This is a genomic window from Amycolatopsis sp. lyj-346 (assembly GCF_046548975.1).
In the GTDB taxonomy this organism is placed as follows: domain Bacteria; phylum Actinomycetota; class Actinomycetes; order Mycobacteriales; family Pseudonocardiaceae; genus Amycolatopsis.
The window spans coordinates 79,066-96,658 of record NZ_JAJPWT010000022.1 but is presented as its reverse complement, the minus strand read 5'-3'; the positions used below and the strand labels follow the sequence as shown (position 1 = coordinate 96,658).

At 72.2% G+C, this 17,593-nt stretch carries 16 protein-coding genes; 13 read left to right on the top strand and 3 right to left on the bottom strand.

All coding sequences use genetic code 11. The features are described 5' to 3' along the window. Window positions 1-29 precede the first annotated feature (29 nt). Window positions 30-842, top strand: coding sequence for a polyphosphate kinase 2 (gene ppk2, locus ACLJQE_RS40965; protein ID WP_410645087.1), 813 nt, complete (start codon window positions 30-32; stop codon window positions 840-842). A gap of 20 nt (window positions 843-862) precedes the next feature. After that, on the top strand, window positions 863-1,054 hold the full coding sequence (locus ACLJQE_RS40960; protein ID WP_410645086.1) for a hypothetical protein: 192 nt from the start codon (window positions 863-865) through the stop codon (window positions 1,052-1,054). Here ACLJQE_RS40960 and ACLJQE_RS40955 read toward each other — a convergent pair. Further along, window positions 1,045-1,662, bottom strand: coding sequence for a hypothetical protein (locus ACLJQE_RS40955; protein WP_410645085.1), 618 nt, complete (start codon window positions 1,660-1,662; stop codon window positions 1,045-1,047). The genes ACLJQE_RS40960 and ACLJQE_RS40955 overlap by 10 nt on opposite strands. Window positions 1,663-1,770: 108 nt before the next feature. Here ACLJQE_RS40955 and ACLJQE_RS40950 point away from each other — a divergent pair, with 108 nt between their 5' ends. The 11 genes from ACLJQE_RS40950 (at window position 1,771) to ACLJQE_RS40900 (ending at window position 12,681) form a co-directional block, all read left to right on the top strand. Then, window positions 1,771-2,607: a universal stress protein gene (locus ACLJQE_RS40950; RefSeq protein WP_410645083.1), complete on the top strand. Its 837-nt coding sequence runs from the start codon at window positions 1,771-1,773 to the stop codon at window positions 2,605-2,607. Window positions 2,608-2,627: 20 nt separating this feature from the next. Continuing rightward, a complete protein-coding gene (locus ACLJQE_RS40945) occupies window positions 2,628-3,212 on the top strand; it encodes a CBS domain-containing protein (RefSeq protein WP_410645082.1) in 585 nt (194 codons plus the stop codon). Next, window positions 3,209-3,733, top strand: coding sequence for a flavodoxin domain-containing protein (locus ACLJQE_RS40940; RefSeq protein ID WP_410645081.1), 525 nt, complete (start codon window positions 3,209-3,211; stop codon window positions 3,731-3,733). The genes ACLJQE_RS40945 and ACLJQE_RS40940 overlap by 4 nt, the downstream gene beginning before the upstream one ends. Continuing rightward, entirely contained in the window at window positions 3,730-5,118 is a 1,389-nt protein-coding gene (locus ACLJQE_RS40935) for a DUF4389 domain-containing protein (RefSeq protein WP_410645080.1), read from the top strand. The genes ACLJQE_RS40940 and ACLJQE_RS40935 overlap by 4 nt, the downstream gene beginning before the upstream one ends. A gap of 14 nt (window positions 5,119-5,132) precedes the next feature. After that, window positions 5,133-5,411 (top strand): DUF1918 domain-containing protein, encoded by a 279-nt coding sequence (locus tag ACLJQE_RS40930; protein ID WP_410645079.1) that lies wholly within the window; start codon window positions 5,133-5,135, stop codon window positions 5,409-5,411. After that, window positions 5,395-6,306 (top strand): universal stress protein, encoded by a 912-nt coding sequence (locus ACLJQE_RS40925; protein WP_410645078.1) that lies wholly within the window; start codon window positions 5,395-5,397, stop codon window positions 6,304-6,306. Before ACLJQE_RS40930 ends, ACLJQE_RS40925 begins: the two co-directional genes overlap by 17 nt. Further along, complete coding sequence (locus ACLJQE_RS40920) at window positions 6,303-6,710, top strand: hypothetical protein (RefSeq protein ID WP_410645077.1); 408 nt, start codon at window positions 6,303-6,305, stop codon at window positions 6,708-6,710. Before ACLJQE_RS40925 ends, ACLJQE_RS40920 begins: the two co-directional genes overlap by 4 nt. Before the next feature lie 149 nt (window positions 6,711-6,859). Beyond that, on the top strand, window positions 6,860-7,471 hold the full coding sequence (locus ACLJQE_RS40915; RefSeq protein ID WP_410645076.1) for an HPP family protein: 612 nt from the start codon (window positions 6,860-6,862) through the stop codon (window positions 7,469-7,471). Then, complete coding sequence (locus ACLJQE_RS40910) at window positions 7,468-8,373, top strand: universal stress protein (protein WP_285450409.1); 906 nt, start codon at window positions 7,468-7,470, stop codon at window positions 8,371-8,373. The genes ACLJQE_RS40915 and ACLJQE_RS40910 overlap by 4 nt, the downstream gene beginning before the upstream one ends. After that, complete coding sequence (locus ACLJQE_RS40905; protein WP_410645075.1) at window positions 8,370-10,730, top strand: phosphoketolase; 2,361 nt, start codon at window positions 8,370-8,372, stop codon at window positions 10,728-10,730. Before ACLJQE_RS40910 ends, ACLJQE_RS40905 begins: the two co-directional genes overlap by 4 nt. A 304-nt stretch (window positions 10,731-11,034) precedes the next feature. Continuing rightward, complete coding sequence (locus ACLJQE_RS40900; protein WP_410645074.1) at window positions 11,035-12,681, top strand: GAF domain-containing protein; 1,647 nt, start codon at window positions 11,035-11,037, stop codon at window positions 12,679-12,681. 531 nt (window positions 12,682-13,212) lie between these two features. Here the strand turns inward: ACLJQE_RS40900 and cydD are convergent. Further along, the gene (gene cydD / locus ACLJQE_RS40895) at window positions 13,213-16,572 is read right to left on the bottom strand and encodes a thiol reductant ABC exporter subunit CydD (protein WP_410645073.1); all 3,360 of its coding nucleotides are present in this window, start codon (window positions 16,570-16,572) and stop codon (window positions 13,213-13,215) included. After that, complete coding sequence (gene cydB / locus ACLJQE_RS40890) at window positions 16,569-17,588, bottom strand: cytochrome d ubiquinol oxidase subunit II (RefSeq protein WP_410645072.1); 1,020 nt, start codon at window positions 17,586-17,588, stop codon at window positions 16,569-16,571. Before cydB ends, cydD begins: the two co-directional genes overlap by 4 nt. Between the last annotated feature and the right edge of the window lie 5 nt (window positions 17,589-17,593).

The following is a 17,593-nucleotide window of genomic DNA, read 5'->3' as shown; positions in this document are numbered from 1 at the left end:
CGCGGGTGTCCGCTTCGTACCGTCGAAGCATGGCGGACAGGAAGAAGTCGGGGATCCCGCGCCCGGTCTACGAACGGGAGCTCCTGCGGCTGCAGGCCGAGCTGGTCAAGCTCCAGGAGTGGGTGCGCCACGAAGGCGTCCGCCTGGTCGTGGTGTTCGAAGGACGCGACGCCGCCGGGAAGGGCAGCACCATAAAGCGCGTCACCGAGCACCTGAACCCGCGCGTGGTGCGGATCGCGGCACTGCCGAGCCCGACCGAGCGCGAGCGCACGCAGTGGTACTTCCAGCGCTACATCGAGCACCTGCCCGCCGCGGGCGAGATCGTGCTGTTCGACCGCAGCTGGTACAACCGCGCCGGCGTCGAGCGCGTGATGGGGTTCTGCACCCCCGAAGAGCACCGCCGGTTCCTCCAGCAAACCCCGATCTTTGAACGGCTGCTCGTCGACGACGGCATCCTGCTGCGTAAGTACTGGTTCTCCGTCAGCCTCGACGAGCAGGAACGGCGGTTCGCCGCGCGGATCGACGATCCGATGCGCCGCTGGAAGCTCTCGCCCGTCGACCTGCAGTCCGTGACCCACTGGGAGGACTACTCGCGGGCGAAGGACGACATGTTCGTGCACACCGACACCGCGGAATCCCCTTGGCACGTGGTGGAAAGCGAGGAGAAGCGGCGCGGGCGGCTGAACATGATCGCGCACCTGCTCTCCAGCGTGCCCTACCACGAGGTGTCCCGCCCGGCGGTTTCGCTGCCGCCGCGCCCCGAGCCGACCGGCTACTTCCGGCCCGACCGGCGGCTGCAGACCTACGTTCCCGACCACGCGGCGACCCTGCTGCCGCGCTGAACCGACAGGAGGAGAGAACCATGGACGACAAGGAAAAGGCCGTCATCGAAGCCGAGGCTCGCCGGGACGTCGCCGAGCGCGGCCGCCGCGGCCCGGCGCTGGGCCGCTACCTGTACGCGGTCGAGCACCACGCGATCAAGGAGAACGAGGAGGACGTCGTCCCGGCCGCCGAGGACGAGCCTCGGCAGCCAGCCGGTGAACGTCAGGTCTGATCAGTGCGCGCGTAGGCCGTGAGCGCTTGTTTCCGGGCGCTCACGGCGATCGTGCGGACCAGGGCGGTGTGCACGGATCCGATGGCGGGCCGGGAGAGCCGCCAATACCGGCGGAACTTCAGCCAGCTCTCCGGGTCGGTCATCGCGACCCGCGTGTGCACCGTCAGCAGCGTGCGGTGCGGGCCGTACGGGAGGGTCGACACGGCCATGACGATCTTCCCGTAGCCGGGCTCTTCGAAGCCGGCGAACTCGTCGGCCTCGACGCGGCGCCACGGGATCACCGGTTTCCAGAACTTGCCCGCGACGCCGAGCGCGAACTCGCTGCCCGGCCGCTCGCCGAGCAGGGCCCACTCCGAGCCGGTGTCGAGGTCGTCGGGGGTGAGCCGGGTCGGTTTCCGCGGTGGGCCGTGCCGCCGGTTGCGCCAGCGCTCGGGCAGCGCGCGCACCCAGCCGGCGGCCGTGACGACGCCGCCGCGGACGTCCGTGAAGTCGAGTTCGCGCGCGGCGGCGTAGGTGTCCTTCACCGGCGCGTCCACGACGGCGGTGCGCACCAGCTCGAAATGCGGGTGCGGCAGGAAGTGGTCGATGAGCAGATCGGTTTCGGTCATGGCAACCAGGGTCGGCGTCCCGCGGTCGCGGGACAGGCGGATTTGGTCCCCGGCGAAAAGGACTTCGTGCTCTGACCCGTGAGTACGCCGGACGCCCATGCTGCCGGGGTGACCGAACCCGAGGAGGACGTGATGACGGCAACCGCGACCCGCCCGGTGGTCGCCGGGGTGGACGCCTCGGCGGCCGCGCTCGCCGCGGTCCGCTGGGCCGCCGCGGAAGCGGTGCGCCGGGACACGACGCTGCGGCTGCTGCACGCCTGCGTCTTCGAAGACGGACGACCGCGGGCCCACGACGACTCCGAGCTGCTGCTGGAGCACGTCTACCGATTCCTCCGCCGCGCCGCGGAGATCGCTCGCGAGCACGCTCCGGGCGTGCGGGTCGAGACCCAGGTCCGGCTCGGGCTCGCCGTCGACCTGCTGCTCGCGGAGTCCGCCGACGCGGCGCTGGTCGTCCTCGGCTCGCACGGCCTCGGTGGCTTGCGCGGCGCGCTGATCGGCTCGGTCGCCCTGCGGGTCGCGGCCGGAGCCTCGTGCCCCGTCGTCGTCGTGCCCGAGCACCGGTCCACCCGGACCGGGCCGGTGCTCGTCGGGTTCGACCCGTCGGGTTCGAGCGAGCACGCCCTCCGGTTCGCCCTCGAGGAAGCCGCCGCGGTGCGAGCCCGGGTGCACGTCGTGCACGCCTGGCACACCGGTGACGGCCGCGCCGAGCAGCGGGAGCTGGAAGCGCACCTCGCGGACTGGGCCCGCAAGTACCCGGCGCTGGAGATCACGGCCCAGGCGCTGCGGGACCGCAGCCCGGCCCGCGCCCTGCTGGACGCCGCCCCCGAAGCCCGGTTGATCGTCGTGGGCACCCGTGGCCGCGGCCCGGTCGCCGGCGGGGTGCTGGGTTCGACTGGCAACGCCCTGCTCGCGCACGCGACCTGCCCGGTCGCGGTCGTGCACTGAACGGAAACGAGGGAACCGCCATGAAGGCACGGGACATCATGACCAGGCCGGTCGTGCGGGTCGGCCCGGGAACGCCGGTCCGCGAAGCCATCGTGCTGCTCACCGAGCACTGCGTCGCGGCCCTGCCGGTGGTGGGCGCCGAGGACGCCGTGCTCGGCATGTTCACCGAGGCCGACGCGCTCCGCAGCGGCGTCACCGGCGAAGGCCCGGCGCCGCACCTCCTGGTGGGCTCGATGATGACCACGCCGGCCGAGACCGTCGGCCTCGACACCGACGTCACCGAGATCGCCCGGCGGATGCTGGGCGACCGGCTGCGCAGCATCCCGGTGGTCGACGACGGCGTGCTCGTCGGCATCGTCAGCCGCCGCGACATGCTCAGCCCGCTGGTGCGCCAGGACGACTCCATCGCTTCGCACCTCAACGCGCTGCTGTCCGACTACTCCGGTCACCGCGACCGCTGGACGATCTCCGTCACGGGCGGCATGGTGACGATCCGCGGCGCCTTCACCGACGAGGCCGAACGGCGCGTCGTGACCGCACTGGCGAAGACCGTCTACGGCGTCGTCGGCGTCGAGCTCTGGGAAGAAGCGACGGTGAGGACATGAAGATCCTCGTCGCGGTGGCCACCCGGCATGGCGCCACCAGGGAGATCGCCGAGAACGTTGCCACCGCGGTCGGCGCCGCGCTGACCGATGCTGGGGTCGAGCCGCTGGTCGAGGTCCGCGACGCGGGCCTGGTGCACTCGGTCGAGGGCTTCGATGCCGTGGTCCTCGGCAGCGCCGTCTACATGGGACATTGGCTGGAGCCGGCGAGGAAGCTCGTCGAGTCCTTTTCGGACGAACTCCGCCGCGTGCCGGTCTGGCTCTTCTCCAGCGGTCCCGTCGGTGAACAGCGCGAGCCTGCCGAAGAGCCGGTCGCGGTCGAGGACCTGGTCGAGCGGCTCGGAGCCCGCGGGCACCGGCTGTTCGGCGGGAAGATCGACCGCCATTCGCTGCACTTTCCCGAGCGCGCCGTCGTGGCCGCCCTGCGGGTCGCGGACGGCGACAACCGGGACTGGCCGTCGATCCGCGGGTGGGGCCGGGACATCGGCTCCGCACTGGCCCAAGTCGTGAGGAGCACGTCATGACCATCCCGAAGACCTATCCCGTCCGGGTCGAAGCGAGCCTGGACGAACCCCTTTCCCGCTGGCTGTGGCTGGTCAAGTGGCTCTTGGCCGTGCCGCACTACGTCGTTTTGGCGTTCCTGTGGTTCGCCTACCCGTTCGTCACGATCGCCGCGTTCTTCGCGATCCTGGTGACCGGCCGGTACCCGCGGCCGCTGTTCGACTTCACCTCCGGCGTGCTGCGCTGGAGCTGGCGGGTGCAGTACTACTCCTACGCCGCACTCGGCACCGACCGGTACCCGCCGTTCACCTTGGCCGACGTCCCGGACTACCCGGCCCGGCTCGAGATCGCCTACCCCGAACGGCTTTCCCGCGGCCTGGTACTGGTGAAGTGGTGGCTGCTGGCCATCCCGCACTTCATCGTCGTCGGCGTGTTCGTGGGCGGTGGCAGCTGGCTGGCGGCCCGCGACGGGAGCGATGACTTCACCTGGGCGGCCGGCGGTCTGGTGGGCGTGCTCGTCCTGGTGGCGGGGGTGGTGCTGCTGTTCACCGGCCGCTACCCGCGGCCGATCTTCGACTTCGTCCTCGGCATGGACCGCTGGGTGCTGCGGGTGGCGGCCTACGTGTCGCTGATGACCGACGAGTACCCGCCGTTCCGGCTCGACATGGGCGGCGCCGAAGCCGGCCACGAGCCGCCGCACCCGCAGGCGCACCCGGCCGGGCCGTCCGGCTGGACCGGTGGGCGGATCGTCGCCGCGATCTCGGGCGCGGTGCTGGTGCTGGGCTCGATGGGCCTGCTGACCGGCGGCGCGACCCTGCTCTGGGCCGACCGCACCCAGCGGGACGCCGACGGCTACCTGACGGCGTCCACCACGGTCGTCGCGAGCGGTTACGCCGTCGCGAGCGACCCCGTGCGGCTGCAGGGCGTGTCCACGCCGAAGGTGGCCGCGATCGTCGGTGACGTCCGGATCCGCGCCACCGGCACGGACAGCCGCCCGGTCTTCGTGGGCATCGGCCGGACCGACGCCGTCGAGCGGTACCTGGCCGCCACCGAGTACACGGCTCCCGGCGACCGGACCCATCCGGGCGGCGCTCCGGCCGTTCCGCCCGGCGACGCCGGGATCTGGGTCGTGAGCGCGTCCGGCGCGGGTACGCAGAGCATCGGCTGGCCGGTGCGCGACGGGCAGTGGACCGCGGTCGTGATGAACGCCGACGCCTCGCGCGGGATCTCCGTGCGCGCCGAGGCCGGAGCCACCGCACCCGCCCTCGGCTGGATCGCCTTCGGCCTGCTGCTCTCCGGGGCCGTGGTGCTGGCCGGCGGCGCCGTCCTGATCGGGGTCGCCGCGCACCGCGCGTCGCGGCACCCCGGAACGCCCACCACGCCCGAACCATCCACTGTGGACGTCTGAGAGAGGGAAAGGCCATGCACGCGAAGCCGGGCGACTGGCTCGTCATCAAGGGCCCCCGGGTCGACGCACCCGAACAGCGGGGCCGGATCCTCGAGGTCCACTCGGCCGACGGCACGCCCCCGTACGTCGTCCGCTGGACCGCCGACGACCACGTGTCGACGGTCTTCCCCGGCCCTGACGCAGTCGTGCTGACCGCCGAAGAGGAACAAGCCGCCGAGGAACGCGCCCGCCACCGTTATGACCGGGTCCAACAGCTCATCCACGAGGAGAACAGCCATGCACGGCTTCACTGACGGCGCCGTCGTCGCCGGGATCGACGGGTCGAGTTCGGCGCTGCGTGCCGCCGTCTGGGCCGGGGCCGAGGCCGTCCGCCGCGGCCGGCCGTTGCGCCTCGTGCAGATTTACGCCCTGCCGCCCGTGAAGGCCCCGGTCGCGTTCGGGACCCACGAGCAGGTCCGGGCGGGCCTGGCCGAGCGGGCCGAAGGCTGGCTCGCCGACGCCCGGGCCGCGGTGCTCGCCGAGCATCCCGGCCTTGACGTCACCACGGCCGCCCGGGAGTGGAGCCCGGTCACCGCCCTGGTGCAGGAGTCGCAGCACGCCGAACTGGTGGTTTTGGGTTCGCGTGGGCTGGGCGGGTTCACCGGCCTGCTCGTCGGCTCGACCGCCGTCGCGGTGGCAGCGCACGCGCACTGCCCGATCGTCGTCGTCCGCGGCCGGATGCCGCAGGACCCGCCGCCGGTCAGCGGGCCGGTGCTCGTCGGCGCCGACGGCTCGCCTGACAGCGAGGCCGCGCTCGCGTTCGCCTGTGAAGAGGCGCGGCTGCGCGGCACCGGGCTCGTCGCGGTGCACACCTGGAGCGACGTCCTCGCCGACGGCATGCTCCGGCCGCACCCGCTGCAGGAGGATTCGGCGGAGATCGCGACGGCGGAGCGCGCCAAGCTCGCCGAGCAGGTCGTGGGCTGGCAGCAGAAGTACCCGGACCTGTCGATCGAGCTCCGGGTCATGCGCGGACGCCCGGTGCGGACCCTGCTGGAACTCGGCGAGCAGGCGCAGCTGATCGTGGTCGGCTGCCGCGGCCGCGGCGGGTTCACCGGCATGTTGCTCGGCTCGACGAGCCAGGCGCTGATCGCGCACTCGCCGTGCCCGGTGGCGGTCGTACGGCCCCAGAAGGTCGGGGGAGAACCGTGACCACCCTGCGAACGCGTGCGACGATGCGGCTGCTGGCCACCTTCGAGACGGTGCTGGCCGCGAGCGCGGTGTACGGCGGGATCTCCCTGATGGCCGGCGCGCCGGGCTTCACGATGCCCGTCGCCTGGCTGGCGCCGCTCGGGTTGACCAGCTGGGTGCTGCCGGGGCTCGCGCTGGCGCTCGTCATCGGCGGGTCCCTGGCCTGGGCTTCGGTGTTCGCGTGGCGGATCGACTTCCGCGCGCCGATCGCGGCGCTGGCGGCGTGTGCGGTGCTCACCGGCTGGCTCGCGATCCAGTTCGGGGTGATCGGGGTGCGGGCCCCGGTCCAGTGGGTGACCGTGGCACTGGTGGTCGTGCTGCTCGGGCTCGCGCTGCTCGCCCGGCACCGCTTGGCGAAGCCGTGAGGAACGACCCCGCCCGGCAGGACTTTCGTCCTTTGTGGACGTTGCCCGGCGAAGGGACGTAAGTCCTCCCGACCGGTGACCGACGCCAGCGGTGCCCCGGGTCCCGCCTTCCTAGGTTGGGAAGTGACACGAAAGGCAGGAACCCCCCGATGCGAGCACGCGACCTGATGACCGCGCCGGTGATCGCCGTGCAGCCGTGGACGACCGCCAAGGAGGCGGCCGAGCTGCTGTCCATGCACGGCTTCACCGCGCTCCCGGTGGTCGACGACGACGAGCGCCTGATCGGCATCGTCACCGAGGCCGACCTGATCCGCGGCCGGATCCCCGCCGACCCCCGGCACGCCCACGAACACCGCGAAGCCGCCGTCGCGGGCAAGACGGTCGGGGACGTGATGACCAGCCCCGCCACCGCGATGGACTCCGGCACCGACGTCGCCGACCTGTGCCAGGCGCTGGTGGACGCCCGGATCCGCGCGATGCCGATCGTCGACGGCTCGGCCGTCGTCGGCATCGTCACCCGCGGCGACATCGTCCGCGTGCTCGCACGGGAAGACACCGACATCGCCCGGGACGTCAAGCACCGGCTGGAGATCTACGGCGGCAGCGGCCGCTGGAAGATCGACGTCCGCGACGGCTACGTCCACATCACCGACCAGTTCGACGACGACACCGACCGGCACGTCGCGCAGCTGCTGGCGCTCGCCGTGCCCGGCGTCGTCGCCGCCGACACCGCCTACGCGGGTGAGGAGCAGCACCGATGAGCACCACCGACCCGAGGATCACCGTCGGCGTGGACGGCTCGGCGGGTTCGACCGCCGCCGTCGCGTGGGCGGCGAAGATCGCCTCCCTGCGTCACCTCGAACTCCGGATCGTGCACGGCCTGCAGGTCGCCGGCCTCTACTACGGCGGGGGCATGACCGGGATCGGCGCGGCCACGCTGTTCGAGGCGGTCCAGGCCGACGGCGAACGCGCCATCGCCGACGCCCGCACCCTGGCCGCGTCGATCGACAAGGATCTGGTGATCACCACCGAGCTGCCCAACGACCCGCCGGTGCCGATGCTGATCGAGGAGTCCCGGCACGCCCGGATGCTCGTGGTCGGCCGGACGGGGACCGGCGGGTTCGCCGAGATGCTGGTCGGTGGCACCGCGGCCACGGTCGCGAGCCACGCGCACGGGCCGGTCGCCGTCATCCGCGGTCGGCGGGGCACCACGACGCTCCCGGATTCGGGACCGGTCGTGGTCGGTGTCGACGGCAGCCCGAACAGCGAGCAGGCGATCGCCGTCGCGTTCGAGGAGGCGTCGCTGCGCGGTGTGCCGCTGGTCGCGGTGCACGCCTGGAACGACATCACCTACGAGGACACGCGCGGCACGGCCCGCATCCTCACCCAGCCGGAGACCCTGGAAGAGGGCGAGGAGCGGCTGCTGACCGAGCGGCTGGCGGGCTGGCCGGAGAAGTACCCCGATGTCGAGGTCCGCCGCCTCCTGGTCCGCGACCGGCCACGGCACGCTCTGCTCGAGGCGAGCGAGACCGCGCAGCTGGTCGTCGTCGGCAGCCGCGGTCGCGGCGGCTTCACCGGGATGCTCCTCGGCTCGACCAGCCAGGCGCTGGTCCAGCACGCCCAGTGCCCGGTGCTCGTCGTCCGCCCGGAGCGGAAGAAGTGACCGCCGTCGACGCTCGCCCGGCGGTGCTGGGCCGCACCGAGCTCGCGCAGGTGGACGCCCTCTGGCGGGCTGCGAACTACCTCTCGGCCGGCCAGATCTACCTGATGGCGAACCCGCTGCTGCGCGAGGAGCTGCGGCCCGAGCACGTCAAGCCGAGACTGCTCGGGCACTGGGGGACCTCACCCGGCCTCAACTTCGTCTACGCCCACCTCAACCGGGCCATCCTGACCCACGACCTGGACGCCATGTTCGTCACCGGCCCGGGCCACGGCGGTCCGGCGTTGCTGGCCAACACCTGGCTCGAAGGCAGCTACACCGAGGCGTGGCCCGAGGTCACGCAGGACGCGGCCGGCATGCGGGAACTGTTCAAGCAGTTCTCGTTCCCCGGCGGCGTGCCCAGTCACGTGGCGCCGCAGGTTCCGGGCTCGATCCACGAAGGTGGCGAGCTCGGTTACTCGCTCGCCCACGCGTACGGCGCGGCGTTCGACAACCCGGGCCTCGTGGTCGCGTGCGTGATCGGCGACGGCGAGGCCGAGACCGGCCCACTCGCGACGTCGTGGCACGCCAACAAGTTCCTCGACCCGGTCCGCGACGGTGCGGTGCTGCCGATCCTGCACCTCAACGGCTACAAGATCGCCAACCCGACCGTGCTGTCCCGCATCGCCCCGGCCGAACTCGACGCGTTGCTGCGCGGGTACGGCTACGAGCCGATCTACGTCGAAGGCAGCGACCCCGAGACGATGCACCAGGCGATGGCCGCCGCGTTGGATTCGGCGATCGCCGATCTCGCGGTGATCCGCCGCCGCCACGAGCGGCCGGCGTGGCCGATGATCGTGCTGCGCAGCCCCAAGGGCTGGACCGGACCGTCCGTTGTGGACGGCAAGCCGGTGGAAGGCACCTGGCGGGCGCACCAGGTGCCGCTGGCCGAGGTCCGGCGCAACCCGGAGCACCTGCGCCAGCTGGAAGAGTGGATGCGTTCCTACCGCCCGGAGGAGCTGTTCGACGACCACGGCCGCCCGGTCGCGGACGTCACGGCGATGATCCCGGCGGGGGAGCGCCGGATGGGCGCGAACCCGAACGCCAACGGCGGCATCCTCCTGCGCCCGCTCACGCTGCCCGACACCGCGGCCCACGCCGTCGCCGTCCCGTCACCGGGGGCGACGGTGGCCGAACCGACCCGCGCGCTGGGCCGGTTCCTGCGCGACGTCTTCATGCTCAACGCCGACCGGGCGAACTTCCGCCTCTTCGGCCCCGACGAGACGGCGTCCAACCGGCTCGACGCGGTCTACGACGTCACGGACAAGGAGTGGCAGGCGGCGGTCGAGCCGGTGGACGAGCACCTGTCGCCCGACGGCCGGGTGCTGGAGGTGCTCTCGGAGCACCTGTGCCAGGGCTGGCTCGAGGGCTACCTGCTGACGGGCCGCCACGGGCTGTTCAACTGCTACGAGGCGTTCGTGCACATCGTGGACTCGATGGTGAACCAGCACATCAAGTGGCTGCGGGTGCACCGCCAGATCCCGTGGCGGCGCCCGGTGGCGTCGCTGAACTACCTGCTCACCTCGCACGTGTGGCGGCAGGACCACAACGGCTTCTCCCACCAGGACCCCGGGTTCGTCGACCACATCGCGAACAAGAGCTCCGAGGTCGTGCGGATCTATTTCCCGCCGGACACCAACACGCTGCTGGAGGTGTCGGCGCACTGCCTGCGCAGCCGGGACTACGTGAACGTCGTCGTGGCGGGCAAGAACGACTCGCCGAACTGGCTGGATGCCGAGCAGGCCGCGCTGCACTGCGCCCGGGGCGTGAGCATCTGGGAGTGGGCGAGCACGCACACCGACCGCGAACCGGACGTCGTCCTCGGCTGCGCGGGTGACGCCCCGACGCTGGAAGTCCTCGCCGCGGCGAAGATTCTCCGGGAAGAGCTCCCGGACCTGGCGGTGCGGGTGGTGAACGTTGTCGACCTGATGCGCCTGCAACCCGAGGCCGAGCACCCGCACGGGCTCGGCGACCGCGAGTTCGACGCGTTGTTCACCCCGGACCGGCCGGTGATCTTCGCCTACCACGGTTACCCGTGGCTGATCCACCGCCTGGCCTACCGCCGCACGAACCACCACGACATGCACGTGCGCGGCTACACCGAGCATGGCACCACGACCACGCCGTTCGACATGCTGGTGCTCAACCACATGGACCGGTTCCAGCTGGTGATCGACGTGATCGACCGGGTGCCGGGCCTGGTCGCGACGGCCGGCGTGCTGCGGCAGAAGATGACCGAGGCCCAGGGCAAGCACCGCCGCTGGATCCGGACCCACGGTGAGGACCTGCCCGAGATCCGCGACTGGACCTGGGAGGGGTGAGGGGTGACCACCGCGGTCCCACCGGCCGCGGCGGTCACCGGCGCGGCGGGCCCGCGGAGTTGTCCTCTTTGGACCAGTCTGCCTACGCCGACTGTCGGCCATCGCAGCCGGATCCGGTGAACAATTTGCGGAATCGACCCGCGTGACGGCTTGACCGCCCCCCGGGCGGGAGCGGGAGACTGGTCCGGCACCGTCGCGCGGGCAGCCGGCGGGCGAACCGGAAGCGGTCAATGTGAGCTGGCCAGGCGAAGACCCGAGGAACCAGACGGACCCGGAGCGGCTGACCTTCCCAGATCTGCCGCGGATGGAACTGGACCAGCTGCTGGCCCAACTCGTCGACCGCGCCCAGGAGGTGATGGGCACCCAGGGCCGGCTTCGCGGGCTGCTGCACGCGAGCCAGATGGTGACCGGCGACCTCGCGCTGCCGACGCTGCTGCGCCGGATCGTCGAGGCGGCGCGGGACCTGCTGGGCGCCCGGTACGCGGCGCTCGGCGTGATCGGGCCGGACGGGCAGCTCGTCGAGTTCATCCACGTCGGCATGGACGCCGAAACGGTGGCCAGGGTCGGGCGGTTGCCGGAAGGCAAGGGGCTGCTCGGGGCCGTCGTGGAGGACCCTCGTCCGATCCGGCTGGTGAACATCGCCCACGATCCGCGCTCGTCCGGGTTTCCCGACGAGCACCCGCCGATGGGCAGCTTCCTGGGCGTGCCGATCCGCGTGCGCGGGGTCGTGTTCGGCAACCTCTACCTCACCGAGTGCCGGCACGGCGAATTCACCGCGGAGGACGAGCAGCTCGCGCTGGCCCTGGCCGCGACCGCCGGGCAGGCCATCGACAACGCGAGGCTCTACGAAACCGCGCGCAAGCAGCAGGAGTGGCTGGCGGCGTCGACGGCGATCATGCGCGAACTCCTCTCGACCGGGTCCGGCCGTCCGCTGGAGCTGATCGCCACGCACACCCACGACCTCGCCGACGCCGACCTGGTCACCGTGCTGCGCCCGGCCGGCGACGGGCTCCGGATCGAGGTCGCCGTCGGCAGCGGCGCGGCCGAGCTGGAGGGAGCCGTCGTCGACGTCGAGGGCACGATGTCGGGGCAGGTGTTCGCCAGCGGTGCGCCGGTGGTGGGGTCGTGGATCGACCGGCAGTCCCGGCAGGAGGTGTCCGCGCCGTTGCGGACGGATCTCGACGCCGTGCTGGTCGTCCCGCTGACCGGCGCCGGGCAGGTGACCGGCGTGCTGACCGCGGCCAGGAAGATCGGCCGCCGCGGGTTCACCGCCGACGACCTCGAGATGGCGGCCGGGTTCGCCGGTCAGGCGTCGGTGGCGATCGAGCTGGCCGACGCCCGCGCGGAACAGCAGCGCAGCGAGCTCTACGACGAGCGCGACCGGATCGCGGCCGAGCTGCACAGCCAGGTGGTGCAGCGGCTGTACGCGATCGGCCTGTCGCTGCAGACGACCGCCGGAGCGGCCCGCTCGGAGGTGGTCGCGCGCCGGGTGCGGACGTCGATCGCCGACCTCGACGACGTGATCACCCAGATCCGCGAAACGGTGTTCCAGCTGGACGACGTACTGCCCCGCACCACGGCGACCGTGCGCGACCGGGTTCTGGAGGTGCTGTCGGTGGCCGGCGAGGAGTTCGGGCTCGCCGCTTCGACGGAATTCTCGGGCAAGCTCGACGCGATCGCCTCGGAGGAGCTCGCCGACGCGCTGGTCACGGCGTTACGCGAGGGTTTGCGGGTGATCGCCCGGCACACCGGCGCGGGCGCGGTCCAGGTGGCGGTGCGCTCGGGCGCGGAGCGGCTGAGCGTGGTCCTCGCCCACGACGGAGGCAACCCGCTCGACGGGACGCCGGAGGCGGACTTGGCCAGGCTCGCCGAGCTGGCCGGTCGCCGTGGCGGACTGGCCGAGGTGCGCGAGCGCGAGCTGATTTGGTGGGTACCGCTGTCGAAACCATGAGCTTCTGAAGCTTGGTCCCATCAGTGCGCCGCTTCGGCGATTGTGGCTGGGCCTGGACACTGTCTTGGTCAAGCGTCTGCTGATCTACCACTGTGACGTTTGGCTTTCGCGTCGGCGCGCCGAGCGATTTCGTCGGCCCATTCCGCATCGCTGGGGTCCGGTTCTTCCGGTCCCAGCACGCGCCAGGTGTCCGATCCTGGCTCGAAGTCGATCGCATCGACCTCCCAATTCCAGCCGTCGATACAGATGCCTGGTATCACCCGCCGAAGGGGGAGCTGATTCGGCCTAGCTTCCACAAGTGTTTCCGATTTTTCGTCGTACCAATAGGCCTCCTGGACGAGCCACCCTGCTACCGGAGTCGTCGACCTGGTTTCTCCGTATATCGCGAGAACACGCCAGCCAGGGGGAGAAGGGTGAAACGTAAGAGTCTTCCAGGCTTTCACGACCTCGCCGCGGCTGCTCGTCATTCTCCCAGTATCCCTCACAAGCGCGGCACGTCCAACCGGTTGCGAATTTGAATGTTGGCGATTGCTAGGCGGCGCCCAACGAGCGTGCCGCCGTGAGGTCGATCGTGGGCAGCGTGACGAACTCGGCCGGGCGGTGCGTCACCACCAGTGCCGAGCGGCCCTCCGTCGCCGTCAGCACATCCGCCGCCAAAGCCGCGGCCGTGGGCGCGTCCAGATGGGACGTCGGCTCGTCGAGAAGCAGGATCGGGCGGTCCGACAGCAGCGCCCGGGCCACGCCGATGCGCTGGCGCTCGCCACCCGACACCGGGGCGCCGTGCGCACCCAGCGCCGTGTCGAGGCCGTCGGGCAAGTGCGAGAGCCACCCGCCCAGCTGCGCCAGGTCGAGTGCGGCGATCAGCGCGGTGTCGGGAGCGGACGGCCGGGCCAGGCGGAGGTTCTCGCGAAGCGTGCTGTCGAACAGGTGGGTATCCGGCCCGCACCAGGCGATCTGCTCCCGCACCGAGTCGCCGTCGAACGCGAGGGTGTCCTCGTCGTCGAGCAGGACGCGGCCGGACGACGGGACCAGGTAGCGCATCAGCGCCGCGATCACCGTGCTCTTGCCCGCGCCGGACCGGCCGGTCAGCGCGAGCCGGTGACCGGGGCCGATGTGCAGGTCGACCCCTTCGACGGCGTTGCGTTCGGCGCCGGGCCAGCGGACGGCGAGACGTTCGGCGGCCAGGTGGGCCGCGGCGGGCGCGGTGGCGGTGGGTTCGGGCTGCGCAATCGGGACGGCGTCCAGCTCGGCGAGCCGGCGCGCGGAGTGCCCGGCGCCGAGGAGCCGCTGCGCCGCCTCGGGCAGGCCCGCCACCAGCTCGGCCGTCGCGAGCGGGGTCAGCGCCAGCACGGCCAGCGCGGGCCCGGGAATGGTGCCCGCGTGCATGGCCAGGATGCCCAGGGCGAGACAGACCAGAGACGTGAGGCCGACGCCGAGAGTGGCGATCCCGGTGCCGAGGCCGCGCTGGACCGCCGACCGCCGGGCGAGGGCGGTCAGGCCGGCGTCGAGCTCACGCAGGCGGGAGTGCCGGCGCGCCGCGGCGTCGTGGACGATCAGGTCGGCCGAGGCCTGCAGCAGCTCCACGGTGCCCGCGGTCAGGTCTGTGCGCAGCCGGGCGGTGTCGCGCTGGGCCCGCCGGGCCGTCAGCGCGGCGACGAGCGGGGCGAGCACCCCGGCGGTGAAGAACCCCACGGCCGCCGCCAGTCCGGCTCCCGGCAGGATCACCCCCAGCGTGACCGACGTCCCGAGGAGCACCGCGAACGTCGAAATCCCCGGCACCAGGCCGCGGACCAGGACGTCCTGCTGGCTGTCCACATCGGACACCAGACAGTGGAGCAGGTCGCCGCGGCGCAGCCGGGCGGTGCGGGCCGGGCCGAGGCGGACCAGCCGGTCCCACACCCGGACGCGCAGTTCGGTCAACGCTCGCAGGGCGACGTCGTGGGACAGCAGCCGCTCGAGGTAGCGCAGGATGCCCTTGGCCAGGCCGAAGGTTCGCACGGCGACGATCGCCACCATGAGGCTCAGCACGGGCGGGTGCAGCGCGGCGCTCGCGATCAGCCAGGACGACGTCGCGGTGAGCGCGACCCCGCAGCCCAGCGCGGCGGTGGCGGCGAGACAGGCCAGGGCGAGCCGCCACCGGTGCGGGCGCACGGCCGCCAACAGCGGCCGCCACTTCGAGGTCGAGCCGTCCACCGTGGAGGGAGCGGGTGCCGGGACGGCGGCGGGCGGGCGAGCCGCGACAGACCCCGCGGCGGGGTCTGGGGCCACCGCGGGAAGAACGGCCGCCCCGCCGAGCTGGACGACGCGGTCACACCGGGCCAGCACCGCGGGGTGGTGGCTGACGATTACCGCGGTCCGGCCGGCGAGCACCGCCGGCAGCCGCTCCAGGATGATCGCCTCGGTTTCCGCGTCGACGCCTTCGGTGGGTTCGTCGAGCAGGATCAGCGGCCGGTCGAGCAGCACCGCGCGGGCCAGTGCGACGCGGCGGCGCTGTCCGGTGGACAGCCCGGCGCCGAGCTCGCCGACCACGGTGGACAGCGGGACGTCGAGTGCCGCGGTGTCCGCGGCGGCGAGCACGGCGTCGTCGGTCGCGTCGGGGGAGCCCAGCCGGATGTTCTCCGCCACTGTCCCGGCGACGAGGTGGGGTTGTTGCGGCACCCAGGCGAGGTGCCGGTGCCAGGTGGCGCGGCCGATCTCGGCCAGGTCGGTGTCGCCGAGCACGACCCGGCCGGAGCCGGGCCGCCGCCAGCCGAGCAGGACGTCCAGCAGCGTCGACTTCCCCGCGCCGCTCGGACCGGTGATCCCGACGACTTCGCCGGCGGGAATGCGCAGCGTGAACCCGTCCAGGATCGGTCCCGACCGGCCTTCGACCGTCACGTCTTCGCAGCGCAACGCCACCTGGCCGAGGTCGGGAACCGTGCGGGTGCCAGCGTCGCCGGTGGGGGTGTCGGCGAGCGCGATGATCTCTTCGGCGGCGGCGAGGCCTTCGGCACTGTCGTGGAACCGCGCGCCGACCGCCCGCAGCGGCAGGTAGACCTCCGGGGCGAGGATCAGCACGACGAGGGCGGTCTGCAGGTCGAGTTCACTGGCGAGCAGGCGCAGGCCGATCGACACGGCGACGACCGCGACCGACAGCGTGGCCAGCAGTTCGAGGGCGAGTGCGGAGAGGAATGCGACGCGCAGGGTCCGCATGGTGTGCGTGCGGTACTTCTCGGTGATTTCCCGTAGCGAGCGCAGCTGGGCGCGGGCCCGGCCGAACGCGGTCAGCTCGGCGAGCCCGGCGACGAGGTCGAGGAAGTGGTTGCCCAGCACGGACAGTGTCTTCCACTGCCGCTGGACGTCGCGCTGGGTGTAGAGCCCGATGAGGATCATGAAGATCGGGATGAGCGGCACCGTGAGACCCACGATCACCGCGGCGACCCAGTCCGCGGCCAGGATCCGCACGCCGACCACCAGCGGCACGACCGCGGCGATGAGCAGCTGCGGCAGGTACCGGGCGAAGTAGCCTTCGAGCCGGTCGACGCCGTGCGTGGCCAGGGATGCGACCTCGGCGGGAGATCGGTCCGCCTGCCGGGGCCCGATCCGCAGCGCGGCGCCGATCACGGTCTCCCGCAGCTGCGAAAGCGCGCGGGCCGCGGCGCGGTGCGCGGTCGTCTCCGACAGCCACGCGAGGCCGGACCGGGCCAGCACCACCAGGGCCAGCAGCCCGACCGGGGCCAGAAGCGCGCGCAGCGTCGCGCCGTCGAGGAACGCCCAGGTGATCGTCTTGGCCAGCAGTTCGGCCTGGGCGAGGACCAGCATCGCGGTGAGCACGCCGAGGCCCGCGCAGGCCACGATGAACGGCCGGACCGCGCTCGCGTGGCGGAGCAGCCGCGGGTCGAGGGGCCTCATCGGCGGGCTGCGGGCAGGCCGCCGCCGGCGGGGATCGAGGTACGGCTGATCCGCTTGCGGAACACCCAGTACGTCCAGGTCTGGTAGGCGAGCACGATCGGGGTGAAGGCGACCGCGACCCAGGTCATGATCTGCAGCGTGTACGGCGTCGACGACGCGTTCGTCGTGGTCAGGCCGAAGGCCGGGTCGGTGGTCGAGGGCAGCACGTTCGGGTAGAGCGACCAGAACAGCGTGAAGGTGACTGCGATGATCGCGCCGGCGGTGCTCGCGAAGGCGTACCCGTCGCGTTCCCCGGCGGCGAACAGCACTCCGGCGGCGAGCAGCAGGGCCGCCACCAGCGACGTCAGCCACGTCCAGCCGCCGTGCTCGACGGCGGTGTAGGCGAGGAAGACGCCGCCGAACACGATCGCCGCGCCGCCGAGCGCGCGGCTCAATGTCCGGGCGCGGTCGCGGATGGCGTCAGTCGTCTTCAAGGTGAGGAACACCGCGCCGTGGAAGGTGAACAGGCTGAGCGTGGCCAGGCCCCCGAGCAGCGCGTACGGGTTGAGCAGGGTGAAGAACGTGCCGGTGAAGTGGTGCTGGGCGTCGAGCGGGACGCCGTGGACGATGTTGCCGAAGGCGACACCCCACAGCAGGGCCGGGGCGGCGGAGCCGAAGACGATGATCCAGTCCCAGGCGTTGCGCCAGCGTGGGCTGTCGATCTTGCCGCGGAACTCGAACGCGACACCCCGCAGGATGAGCGCGACGAGCACGAGCAGCAGCGCCAGGTAGAAGCCGGAGAACAGGCTGGCGTACCAGAGCGGGAAGGCGGCGAAGGTGGCGCCGCCGGCGACGAGCAGCCAGACCTCGTTGCCGTCCCAGACCGGGCCGATCGTGTTGATCAGCACGCGGCGGTCGGTGTCGTCGCCGCCGAGGACACGCAGCAGGGTGCCGACGCCGAAGTCGAAGCCTTCGAGGACGAAGTAGCCGGTCCAGAGGACCGCGATGAGCAGGAACCAGATGTCGGTGAGGGCCATGGCGG

Excerpts from the sequence above, each read along its gene's own strand:
- cydD (WP_410645073.1), bottom strand. The coding sequence starts at position 16,572 with ATGAGGCCCCTCGACCCGCGGCTGCTCCGCCACGCGAGCGCGGTCCGG.
- ACLJQE_RS40935 (WP_410645080.1), top strand. The coding sequence starts at position 3,730 with ATGACCATCCCGAAGACCTATCCCGTCCGGGTCGAAGCGAGCCTGGAC.
- ACLJQE_RS40925 (WP_410645078.1), top strand. The coding sequence starts at position 5,395 with ATGCACGGCTTCACTGACGGCGCCGTCGTCGCCGGGATCGACGGGTCG.
- ACLJQE_RS40910 (WP_285450409.1), top strand. The coding sequence starts at position 7,468 with ATGAGCACCACCGACCCGAGGATCACCGTCGGCGTGGACGGCTCGGCG.
- ACLJQE_RS40900 (WP_410645074.1), top strand. The coding sequence starts at position 11,035 with ATGGAACTGGACCAGCTGCTGGCCCAACTCGTCGACCGCGCCCAGGAG.
- ACLJQE_RS40960 (WP_410645086.1), top strand. The coding sequence starts at position 863 with ATGGACGACAAGGAAAAGGCCGTCATCGAAGCCGAGGCTCGCCGGGAC.
- ACLJQE_RS40915 (WP_410645076.1), top strand. The coding sequence starts at position 6,860 with ATGCGAGCACGCGACCTGATGACCGCGCCGGTGATCGCCGTGCAGCCG.
- ACLJQE_RS40940 (WP_410645081.1), top strand. The coding sequence starts at position 3,209 with ATGAAGATCCTCGTCGCGGTGGCCACCCGGCATGGCGCCACCAGGGAG.
- ACLJQE_RS40945 (WP_410645082.1), top strand. The coding sequence starts at position 2,628 with ATGAAGGCACGGGACATCATGACCAGGCCGGTCGTGCGGGTCGGCCCG.
- ppk2 (WP_410645087.1), top strand. The coding sequence starts at position 30 with ATGGCGGACAGGAAGAAGTCGGGGATCCCGCGCCCGGTCTACGAACGG.
- ACLJQE_RS40930 (WP_410645079.1), top strand. The coding sequence starts at position 5,133 with ATGCACGCGAAGCCGGGCGACTGGCTCGTCATCAAGGGCCCCCGGGTC.
- ACLJQE_RS40955 (WP_410645085.1), bottom strand. The coding sequence starts at position 1,662 with ATGACCGAAACCGATCTGCTCATCGACCACTTCCTGCCGCACCCGCAT.
- cydB (WP_410645072.1), bottom strand. The coding sequence starts at position 17,588 with ATGGCCCTCACCGACATCTGGTTCCTGCTCATCGCGGTCCTCTGGACC.